This window comes from Corynebacterium sp. KPL2830, from assembly GCF_040225635.1.
GTDB lineage: Bacteria > Actinomycetota > Actinomycetes > Mycobacteriales > Mycobacteriaceae > Corynebacterium.
Window position 1 is genome coordinate 1 of record NZ_JBEHFR010000042.1, and the last position, 10802, is coordinate 10802.

Sequence of the window (10802 nt, forward strand, 5' to 3'; positions counted from 1 at the left end):
GTCTCGCCATAGTAGTCATTCTGGTTCATCTCCTTATGCGGGTTAGGTTCCCACACACAAACCATTAGACACTCTCCAACCAATGGCACCAAACCCAGGAAGGCACTCAAACCGCCCGGTCTTAAAAACCAGCCTGGCCCACCCGCGGACTTGATGATGTCTACCTCACTACCAGTGATGCCCATTTAGGTATCCAGCACGCGATTAGTGACGTGTTACTGAATGCGTCCTGGCAACGATGTCGAACCCATTTCGCCAAAAACCTATCGTCGATGGTGCCCAAGACGCAGTGGCCAACCCTATCGGCGATGTTTCATACGGTACTCCAGCAGCAAGATTCGGAATCGGTGTGGTCCCAAGCCACAGAGGTCGTGGCGTTTTGCCAGCAGAAGTTCCACACGTTGCTAACTACCTGGAAGAAGCCCTCGACGAACTATTGGCGTTTACAAACGCGCTGGCATCAGTGTGGAAGAAAGACTGGCCGAATAATCCCGCTGAACGGCTCAATCGTGAAATCTGGTGACGTACAGATGTCGTCGGCATCTTCCCCAATCTTGACGCTGTGGTGCGCCTTGTCTGTGCGGTCTTGGCTGAACAACATGATGACTGGATTCAGCAAAACCGCTACATGTCGCTAACGAGCCTGGAACAGACCAAAGCGTTGATCACCGTCAACGTCATTGACGCTGACACCTCCAAGGAAGTCGCGTGAACCAGTTAGAGCACCGGGTACGTGCTGACCCCCTGAGCCCATAACACTGCTTGTTTCAACGAAAGGCAGAAACACCACTCAAACAGACTTGACCAGCGGCCTAGCGCCAGCCCATGGTCATGAGCAGGCCAATGAGGGCGAGGCCGAAGCCAATCCCGTAGTTCCAACCGCTGAGCTCCGCCATGAAGGGGATGGATTCACCGGCGAGGTAATTGACCACGAGCCACAGCAGGCCAATGACCATCAGGCCAAGCATGATGGCCACGTACCATTTCGGGGTGCCTTCAGAGTTGATTTTGACCGGGGTGCGGTTTGCCCCAGAAGAGCTCGATACCTGGGTGGCAGAGCTCTGGGTGATCTTTGACTTTGGCATAAGAGACCTTCTCTAGATTTCAGTTCTTATCTCAGTGCTTACTGATGAATTACGATACCAGCAGCTATGGCTGCGGCAGGAGCGCCGAGGCTTCGAATTTCCAGATGCGAACCTCCACGTCCTGATCCTTGCGGATGGTATCGCCGGGATTAGTGGACGCCCAACCGATCTTATTGCTATCGACCAACGCGCCGGTGGGAATTGGCTCGCCCACGCGCAGCTCGCCATCCCAGCCCGCCTGACGCAGGGCATTCTCGGCTTGTCCTTGGTTCTTGTGCATGATCTCTGGTGCCTTCATGAGCATCCCATTGGATACCTCAATGGTGACAGTCTGGCCCTTTTCCAGCTGAGCGCCCTGGTTGGAGACGTTAAGCACGGTGCCTTCCGGCTCTAAGGAATCGACTTCCCGGACATTGACGTCGAAGTCATTGGCTTCGAGGCGGCTGCGCGCATCCTCCTCGTTCAAGCCAGCGACATCAGGAACGCGCTTCTTTTCGATGCCCTTAGACACCGTCACCCGGACCTTTGATCCCTTGGACAATTGGGTACCACCCGCGGGGTTCTGCTGAATTACCTCGCCGGCGGGGGCCTCATCATTGCGCTCAGAAATATCCGAGTTCAGCTCCAAGCCTGCCTCTCCCAAAACCTGCGCGGCCTGATCCAAGTTCATGCCGGTGATATCTGGGACATCGATGATTTCCTTGCCGGAAGAAACGGTCAAGGTCACCGAGGCATTCTTCTGCAATTCCGAACCAGGGGCCGGATTAATGCGAATCGCATTATTGCGATCGATATCGGGGTTAGCTTCCTCGTTCACGGTGACGAGAAGTCCCAAGTCCTCGAGCTCCTTGACCACTTCATTGCGCGGGCGGTTTTCTACCTCCGGCACGATGACGCTATTGTGCTCCGCCACCTCGGTTTGGTTTCGACCGTTCCGGTTATCGTCATCGTCGCTACTCCAGAAATCCCAGGCAAAATAGCCCAAGATGGCGATCAACAGCGCGACGAGAAGCAGCGCGAGCCACTTCATCCAGCCGCCGCTTTCGTCCTCTTCGGTAGGACGCGTCGATTCGATCGGTGCCCGGTGGGACGCAGCCGCAGGGGCAGTAGAAGTGGCCGGTGCGGGCATCGCCGTCGTGGCATCATCTTCGTTTACGTGCATGCGAGCAGCATTGGTGACCTGGCCACCCCGCAGGCGGTCCAAATCGCCGGCCATCTCCCAGGCAGACTGGTAGCGGTCCGCGGGGTGCTTGGCCATCGCGGTCAGTACCACCGCATCGATATTGACCCGCTGGGTGGGGGTCAACGAGGGATCATCGATAAGCTCCGAAGGCGGGGTCGGTTCCTCCTGCACGTGCTGGTAGGCCACGGCAAAGGGGGTTTCGCCTTCGAATGGGGTGCGGCCGGTGAGCACCTCGTACATGACGCAGCCCAGCGCATAGACATCGGAACGCGCATCGGCGTGTTTGCCGCGCGCCTGCTCCGGGGAGAGGTACTGAGCGGTACCGATAACGGCAGAAGTCTGGGTCATCGCTGAAGTTGAATCGTCCAATGCACGAGCGATGCCAAAGTCCATCACCTTCACCTGGCCGGTGTTGGTGAGCATGATATTCGCCGGTTTGATATCGCGGTGAATGATTCCCGCCTCATGGGATGCCTGCAGAGCCTCAGCAACCGGCTTGAGGATTTCCGCCGCCTCTTGGGCGGGCAGCGGGCCATCTTCGCGAATAATATCGCGCAGCGTGGCCCCGTTGACCCTTTCCATGACGATATATGGGATGGTCATGCCATCCATCTCGGTCTCACCGGTGTCATACACCGCCACGATATTGGGATGGTTTAATTTGCCTGAGTTCTGTGCCTCGCGGTAGAAGCGCTCGCGAAAGTTGATATCGCGGGCCATCTCCGTGCGCAGCATCTTTACCGCTACTTGCCGGCCTAAAGTGGTGTCTTCTGCGGCAAATACCTCGGACATGCCGCCGGAGCCGATGATCTCACCGAGCCGGTACCGGTCATTGACCATGGCTTAGTCACCATCCTGTCTTAATAAGTCAGATAAATCCCCAGGAAGTTCATCGGGCTGGGAGTTTACTGTGTTTTTCTGTTCAGGTGTATTTTCGACGTGCGTCTGCTGCTCCTGCGGTTGGCGCTGCTGGGGCTGGCGTTGCTGCGGCGGAGTATTCGGGCTCTGCTGGTTTCGCGTCGGGGCCTGCTGGTTCGGGGCCTGCGGCTGACGGTGATTATCACGCGGCGCCTGGTTGCCCTCCCGATCCGTGGGCTCGGTCTCCGTTACCGTCACTTCCGGCTGCGTTTCATTCGTACCTTTGTCCTCTTCCAGCGTTTCTACTTCCGTGGTCGTGGGATCCCGGTATTCGGTAACCACGGAAGTCTCTTGGGTAGAGGAAGGCTCACTGTCGCCGCCCTCGCTACTCATGAGGTTCATTATGGCGTAGCCGCCCGCAGCAAGCAGGGCGATGGCCGCGACGATACCCAGCCCCTTGAGGAAAGACTTCCCGCCCTTCGAATCATTATCCGGGGCTGGTGCTGCCTTGCGTTGTGGAGCTGGGGTCACCGCCGCCGGATGAATGGTGGTGGGCTGGGCGACATCGGCAAGCATCTCGGTCGATGCCGAGGGCGAAGGCTCCGGGGCCTGGTGGTGAGCCGGAATGGACTTTGGACGCGGTGGGCGCTTGCCCAGGCGCACATCGGATACCGCGACAGTGAATTCATTGCCATCGGCATAGCGGGTATTGGGATCCTTGCGCAGCGCAATGCGGATGAGCTCGCGCGCCGGGGCGCTAATCGTGGTCGAAAGCGGCTCTGGCTCCTGGTTGATGTGGGCAAGAGCAATGGAAACGGAGGAATCGCCCGAAAAAGGGCGCTTGCCGCCAAGCATCTCGTAGCCTACGACGCCGAGCGAGTAGATATCCGAGGCAGGGGAGACTTCCTTGCCCTGCGCTTGCTCGGGCGAAACGTACTGGGCGGTACCCACCACCATGCCGGTGCGCGTGAGCGGTACCGCGGCAGCCGCCTTGGCGATGCCAAAGTCCGTAATTTTTACCTGCCCATTTTGGGTAATCATCAGGTTGCCGGGCTTAATATCGCGGTGCACCAAGCCCATCCGGTGGATAATGGAGAGGCCGTGGCCTGCTTGCTCGAGCACATCCAGCGCGAGTTCTTCCTGTAAGGTGCTCTCGCGCGCGAGCAGGTCCGCGAGGGATTCGCCCCGCACGTATTCCAAGGCCATGAAGCAGAATTTACGGCCATTATCTTCCAGCTCGCGGTAGTCGTACGTGGCCACCACGTTATCGGACTGGATAGACTCGGCGGATTCCGCTTCATTGCGGAAGCGGGAGAGGAATTCCTGGTTATCGGAAAATTCCGGCCGCAAAACCTTGATGGCTACTTCGCGGTCATTACGAATATCATCGGCAAGCCACACCGTGGACATGCCACCGTGGCCAATGATCCACTGCAGTTCGTAGTCGCTGCCGATGAGTTCCTGGAGATGGTCCTTATTTTCGGTATTCTTCATTACTGCTCCCCCTGGTATGCGCGCAAGATGGCACGACCAATTGGGCCAGAGACCCTGCCGCCCGTTGCGGATTCACCCAAGTTACCGCCATTCTTAACGACGACCCCGACGGCAATATCGCGGTCCGGGTCAAAGGCGACGTACCACACGTGCGGAGCTAAGCCTTCGCCGTGCTCGGCGGTACCGGTTTTAGACGCGAAGCCATTGCCATCGTAGCCCCACGAAGAACGCTCGGAGGCAAACATCAAATCCTGAATGGTCGATGCGGTCTCTTCCGTGACGGCCTCTCCGGCTTTCTTGGGCTTGGTGGTGCGGATGTCCTTCATCTGGGCATCGGTAATGCGATTGACCAGGTAAGGCTCCATGCGCGTGCCTTTATTAGCCACGGTGCCGGCCATGACTGCCGCTTGCAACGCGGACATAGTGACATCGCGCTGGCCGATGGCCGATTGCGCCGTCGCCGCACCATCCGGCAGGTCGCCCAAGGTACCCGCGGAGGAAGAGACTCCCAGATCGTATTTCTTGCCGATGCCGAAAGCATCCGCGTATTTGCGCAGCTCATCCGCGCCAATCTGCTCCGACATCTGCACAAATGCGGTATTGCACGACAGCGCGAATGCGGTTTGCAGGGTGACGGAATCTTGGCCGTTGCACTTTTCATTGCCGTAGTTCGTCAGCTCCGTGACGGCATCCGGCAAGGTAATCACATTGGAGCCGGTCAGGCTCGACGAGGGATTGAATCCATTATTCAATCCAGCCGCAGTCGTAATGATCTTGAAAATAGATCCCGGTGGCAAAGTATCCGCCGCTGCGTGATTGACCAGTGGCTGACCGGCCTGTTCCTGCAAACCTGTCCAGGCCTCATCAGCGGACTCGCCCACCAGTGAATTTGGGTTAAAGCCTGGGTTGGAGGCCATGGCCAAGATCTTGCCCGTCGACGGCTGGATGGCCACAGCCGAACCTTCGTATCCGGGACCCGCCAACTGGTCATATGCGGCCTGCTGCAATGCCGGATCGATGGTGACTTCTACATTGGCTCCCTTGGTGGGCTTATTCGCAATGGTATCGAGCCAGTGCTGCTTGAACAGGGAATCATCCGTGCCATTGAGAATTTCATTTTGCGAAGATTCCAATTCCGAAGCACCAAATTGGCTGGACAAGTAGCCAGTGACATTGCCAAAAGCGGGCGAATCGATGGGATAAGACCGGGAGTAGGTCTCATCAGGATTTTCCGTGGATTGCGCCAGCACCGTATTTCCGGAATAGATCTGGCCGCGCGGGGTGTTCTGCAGCTCAATGAACCCGCGCGAGTTCTTAGCATTATGTGCGTATTTATCGTCCGAAAATGCCTGAATGACCGTCAGGTTCACCAACAGAACCGCGGTCAAGATGATGGCAAATAGGGATACTAGGCGGATGGATTTGTTCATCGGTAAGCCTCCTGAACCGACGGGAACATGGAGGTGTCACTCGGAGCATTGCTCGAGTTCTCCTGCATGGGTCGGCGAGCTGCGTTAGAGATCCGCAGCAAAATCGCCAACAGTACATAGTTAGCCATGAGAGAGGAACCACCGGCGGACATGAAAGGAGTGGTCAAGCCGGTCATCGGCAGCAGGGCGGAAATGCCACCGGTGACGACGAAGACCTGTACCGCCAAAGTAAGAGAAAGGCCTGAAGCGACCAGTTTGCCGTACGTATCGCGGGTACGCAACGCGGTATTGAATCCGCGGGTCACCAACATGCCAAAGAGGATCAAAACGGCAGCTAGACCAATCAACCCCAATTCCTCACCGATGGCGGCAAGGATGAAATCTGAGTGTGCCACCGGCACCAATTCGGGGTGTCCTTGGCCCAAGCCGCTGCCGGAAATGCCGCCGGATGATAAGCCAAAGAGGGACTGGGACAGTTGGAAGCCAGTGACATCATAATTTGCTAGCGGATCCAAGAAGTTGGAGAAACGCTGCTGGATCTTTTCAGAAACTTGGTAAATGCCAAAGCCGCCGATACCGACGAGGATGAGGCCGATAAATAGCCAACTGACCCGGCCGGTAGCCATAAATAGCATGCCCAGCACCGTGCTGAAGAGCAGCAGCGCCGGACCAAAGTCATTGGAAATTCCCATGATGATGATGGCGATGGCCCACACGATGAGAATGGGGGCGAGGTCGCGCAAGCGGGGCAGGGAAATCCCTAGGAAGCGATACCCAGCCACAGTAAAGAGGGATCGCTTCTGCGTCAGCAGCATGGCAAAGAATAAGATCAGCATGATCTTGGAGAACTCACCCGGCTGGATGGAAAAGGGCCCGAAGTTCAGCCAAATGCGAGCTTCAACGTCATAAGGTTGTGGCCATACTAACGGCAGCGCCAACAGTACGAGGCCAGCCGCGCCCAAGATATAGGAATAGCGGGTGAGTGAGCGATGGTCCTTGACAACCGCCAGGACCAGCACAAAGAGCACGAGGCCAACGACGGTCCACATGACCTGGCGGACCGCGAGTCCCCGGTCATTGACCAAATCCAGGCGGGCCAAAACGATAAGCCCAATGCCATTAAGGATGGCAACGATAGGCAACATGATCTGGTCCGCGTAGGGCGCCAAGAAGCACATTGCCAAGTGGGCAATGGTAAAGACACCAATGAATCCACCGATGAGGTAGATCAAGTCCGTCGTGAGCGCATTATCCTGCGACAGCTCCAAACTGACCAAGGTAATGGCAAAGACGACCGCGGCGAGAATAAGGAGGCCGAGTTCGATTCTTCGGCTAAAAAACTTCTGCATCAGCTACACCTCCCTACAAGTGACCCCAGGTTTGTTTTCCTTGGTGTCTTTATTATCTTTTTGGCTCGGCGCAGTGATACATGGCTTGAGTGCCTTTTCACCCAAGTCATTAATCTGATCCTGAACCTCGCTCAGGTCACCGGCGGAAATGTGGTTTACCGCGCCGCGCTCAGACTCGGGCAGGTCAGAGACCTTCAACGGGGTGAAGTCTCCCTTGCACTTCTGTGCAGAAAACAGCAAGGAGTTCTTGTCATTAATGCACACGTATTGGTGCGTGGAGCTTAGATCCTTGCCAAATAGGGAATAGTCCGCGCCTTTGAGGATGGTGATCTCTTGTGCGTCGTTGGTCTCGGCATAATAGTTATTGGACAAGAAATTCTTGACCCACAGCCCTGCGCCGATAACGAGCGCCAAGATGATGATGAGGGCGATGAGGACCTTCCACCCAATTTTTCGTCGAGGGGGCTCGTCCTCTGCCTCTTCTTCATCGGAGTCCGAAGCCGCGTTGTCTTCATCGGCCATAACGGCCGGCGGAATCACCTGGGGTTTACGGGTGAGTTTGGCGGCGCGTGATGCAGAAGAATCCGGGTGAGTGGGCTCTTCTACCGAACCCGCCAGCGCACCAACGCGAAAAGGCTCGTGGGTGGCGGGTTTTTCTTCCGTAACCTCACCGATGACGACCGTGACATTGTCCGGTCCGCCCGAACGTATGGCGAGATCCACGAGGGTGGAGCCCGCCTGTTCGATGCTTCCCTGGCCAAGGGCGGTTTCAATAGTGGAAGCCGTAACCGGGTCAGACAGTCCATCCGAGCACAGCAGGATGCGGTCACCCGCCTTGGCTTCGAACGTGAAGAGCGTCGGCTCCACCGCACGGCCGGTATAGGCCTTCAAGATGAGGGACTTTTGTGGGTGGGAAGAAACATCTTCTGCAGCCAGCTCCCCCTTATCCACCAAGGACTGCACGTAGGTATCGTCCTTGGTGATTTGCTCGAGCTTGCCATCGCGCAGCAAATAAGCGCGCGAATCGCCCACATGGCAAACACCAAAGGTGGTGCCATTGAACAGCATCGTGGACAGCGTCGTGCCCATGCCTTCGGTCTCAGGGTGGGCGGTGACGTGCTCGCTGATGGCCTCATTGGCGTCATCGGCAGCAGCCGCAAGGAGCGCCTCCGTGTCCTCCTTACCCGGATCCTGATCCAAGATTTCGAGGTGGTTGACCATGAGTTGGGAGGCGACCTCACCCGCGGCATGCCCGCCCATGCCATCGGCCAAAATCAGCAGGTGGGATCCGGCGTATCCGGAGTCCTCATTATTTCCGCGGATAAGCCCGCGGTCCGACTTGGCAAAAAAGTTTAGCTTCAGTGTCATGCGTTCAACCTCACGGTAGTGCGGCCTAGCTTAATTTCGGAGTTCGCGCCGACTACCTCAGGTTGGTCGATGCGCACACCATTGACGAGGGTTCCGTTGCGCGATTCCAAATCCTCCACTACCCACTCGCTGCCGCGGCGAAATAGGCGTGCATGATGGCCGGAGGAGTAATCATCCCCAGTGACAAAATCACAGTCGGCGGCACGTCCCAAGGTACATTCCTCGAGCGTGCCCAAATCCATGTGGGATCCCTGCAAGGGGCCCTCCACAATAGAAAGCTGCTTTACCGCAGCGTGACTGCGCGGGGACGCACCCATTTTTGACGACTGTGGCATAGCACCTGCGGATTTATTGGTATCCCGCCGCATGGCATTCAAGGCCACCAGGACAAATACCCACAAAAGAGCCAATAAGCCGATGCGAAGCGCCAGCATGATGACTGCATCCATGGCGGCCTCCCTTCCTCAGTGTGAATTAGTAACTATGCGAATCAAGGCCCGTAATGCGGACCTCGACGTGGGAATGGCCCATGGTGATCACATCGCCATCGGCAAGCAGCCAGTTATCAATAGGAGTGTCATTGACCGTGGTGCCATTGGTGGACTGCAAATCCACCAATACGGCATCTTCACCGTTCCACGTGATTTCCGCATGCTGGCGGGACACGCCCGTATCCGGCAGGCGCAAATCCGCATCATTGCTGCGGCCAATAATATTTGACCCTTCCTGCACGTGGTAGACGCGGGAAGAGCCATCCTGCAACATCAAATTGACAGCGGGGCCCTGCGTTTGCGGCGCGGGTTGGTCATCTTGCGCAATGAAAGCGGTAGTAGCTGCGTCATCCGCATTATTTTCGTGCGGGTTGGTCATCTGGTCCTCCTGACCATCAAAGTCGTGGAAAATCGCCTCGAAACCGGTCTCTTCTGTGGGCTCGTGATCTATAAACGAGGACACACGAAGCTGGCCCGTGCGCAGGCCCGATTCCTCCGCTATCCGCACAATGACGGGACCAGCGAGGGACCATCCGTTATTGCGGATAAAGCGAGATAATTGGTCTGCGCAATCGGCAGGCAAATCGGGGTCTTGCGACAAGTTCTCCAAATCCTTGGAGGAGACACCTACAGTCATGACATTGGGACTATAGAGTTTGTCATCGTCCCCGTGGCCGAGATTGTCCTGGGCTTCTTGCTTCAAAAGCTCATCAATCTCTGCAGGAACGACCTTGCCGCCGAAGACAAAAGCCATGCCGTTATCAAGGCCGCGTTGCATAGCGGAATCGAGCTTCGCCAGCCTTTCTAAAAACGCCACGAATTTTGCTCCTTTCCGCTATACAGCGATCAGTAGTGATCAGTAGTAGCCATTATAGTTTGTATACCCCTTTCAAACGTAGACGGCGGCGCGAAAGTTCCTAGTTTTTCGCCATTAAATGCGCAAAATAATCCGCTTTTCCTGCTGATTTGTAATTGTATGCACTCCCTGTGCTATCTTTATCTAGTCGCACTGACAACCACACCCTGCCCGGGTGGCGGAATTGGCAGACGCGCTGGCTTCAGGTGCCAGTGTTCGATAAGGACGTGCGGGTTCAAGTCCCGCCCCGGGCACAAAGAGCAGTTGAACAAACTGCGACACCGGAGGTAACAAACTCGAAAGGGTTCGTGACCTTCGGTTTCTTTGTTTTTCTGAACTTTGGCGGTTGAGGATTGCAAGTGTGGGAATTTACATCCTAACTCCCGCTCTCTTCTGTCGAACTCTTGTTTTCGATGGTGTCAACAAGTCATTTTGCTTGTTATTTTGATCTGACGTTCTGGCTTTAGCTCCCGCTTCGGGGCAATTGGAATCCTCCAACTGAGATGTTTTCCTTGGGCTGTTGGAGGATTTCCTAGTTGTTGAATCCCAATTTAAGAATTAAACGACTGGGCTGACGCGGAACAGGTTTCCATCAGGGTCGGCAACTACGAAGGTGCGGCCGAAGACGTCATCGTCGGGTGGCTGCACAATTTGGACTCCTTTTGATTGGTGCTGTTGCAAAGTTGGG

Annotated in this window: 9 protein-coding genes, 1 tRNA gene and 1 pseudogene; 2 read left to right on the forward strand and 9 right to left on the reverse strand. The window is 56.2% G+C overall.

The window, feature by feature from the left end; translation table 11 throughout:
- Positions 1–143 precede the first annotated feature (143 nt).
- Positions 144–712, forward strand: a pseudogene (locus ABRP87_RS10580) (transposase); the annotation flags it as partial.
- A gap of 100 nt (positions 713–812) precedes the next feature.
- Here ABRP87_RS10580 and crgA read toward each other — a convergent pair.
- From crgA to ABRP87_RS10620, 8 genes are all read right to left on the reverse strand, one after another.
- Positions 813–1085 (reverse strand): cell division protein CrgA, encoded by a 273-nt coding sequence (crgA, locus tag ABRP87_RS10585; RefSeq protein ID WP_023024716.1) that lies wholly within the window; start codon positions 1083–1085, stop codon positions 813–815.
- A gap of 64 nt (positions 1086–1149) precedes the next feature.
- Complete coding sequence (gene pknB / locus ABRP87_RS10590; protein WP_023024718.1) at positions 1150–3108, reverse strand: Stk1 family PASTA domain-containing Ser/Thr kinase; 1959 nt, start codon at positions 3106–3108, stop codon at positions 1150–1152.
- A 3-nt stretch (positions 3109–3111) separates the two neighbouring features.
- Entirely contained in the window at positions 3112–4620 is a 1509-nt protein-coding gene (locus tag ABRP87_RS10595; protein WP_349868736.1) for a serine/threonine-protein kinase, read from the reverse strand.
- Complete coding sequence (locus tag ABRP87_RS10600; RefSeq protein ID WP_349868738.1) at positions 4620–6050, reverse strand: peptidoglycan D,D-transpeptidase FtsI family protein; 1431 nt, start codon at positions 6048–6050, stop codon at positions 4620–4622. The genes ABRP87_RS10595 and ABRP87_RS10600 overlap by 1 nt, the downstream gene beginning before the upstream one ends.
- On the reverse strand, positions 6047–7399 hold the full coding sequence (locus tag ABRP87_RS10605) for an FtsW/RodA/SpoVE family cell cycle protein (protein ID WP_349868740.1): 1353 nt from the start codon (positions 7397–7399) through the stop codon (positions 6047–6049). Before ABRP87_RS10605 ends, ABRP87_RS10600 begins: the two co-directional genes overlap by 4 nt.
- A 3-nt stretch (positions 7400–7402) precedes the next feature.
- Positions 7403–8767, reverse strand: a complete 1365-nt coding sequence (locus ABRP87_RS10610) for a PP2C family protein-serine/threonine phosphatase (protein WP_298695347.1) — start codon at positions 8765–8767, stop codon at positions 7403–7405.
- On the reverse strand, positions 8764–9216 hold the full coding sequence (locus tag ABRP87_RS10615; protein ID WP_239269696.1) for an FHA domain-containing protein FhaB/FipA: 453 nt from the start codon (positions 9214–9216) through the stop codon (positions 8764–8766). The genes ABRP87_RS10610 and ABRP87_RS10615 overlap by 4 nt, the downstream gene beginning before the upstream one ends.
- Positions 9217–9241: 25 nt before the next feature.
- Positions 9242–10075: an FHA domain-containing protein gene (locus tag ABRP87_RS10620; RefSeq protein ID WP_005276103.1), complete on the reverse strand. Its 834-nt coding sequence runs from the start codon at positions 10073–10075 to the stop codon at positions 9242–9244.
- Between the two features lie 208 nt (positions 10076–10283).
- Between ABRP87_RS10620 and ABRP87_RS10625 the strand changes: the two genes are divergently transcribed.
- Positions 10284–10368, forward strand: a tRNA-Leu gene (locus ABRP87_RS10625).
- Between the two features lie 304 nt (positions 10369–10672).
- On the opposite strand, the gene ABRP87_RS10630 is transcribed toward ABRP87_RS10625, so the two are convergent.
- On the reverse strand, positions 10673–10795 hold the full coding sequence (locus ABRP87_RS10630) for a VOC family protein (RefSeq protein WP_005276107.1): 123 nt from the start codon (positions 10793–10795) through the stop codon (positions 10673–10675).
- Between the last annotated feature and the right edge of the window lie 7 nt (positions 10796–10802).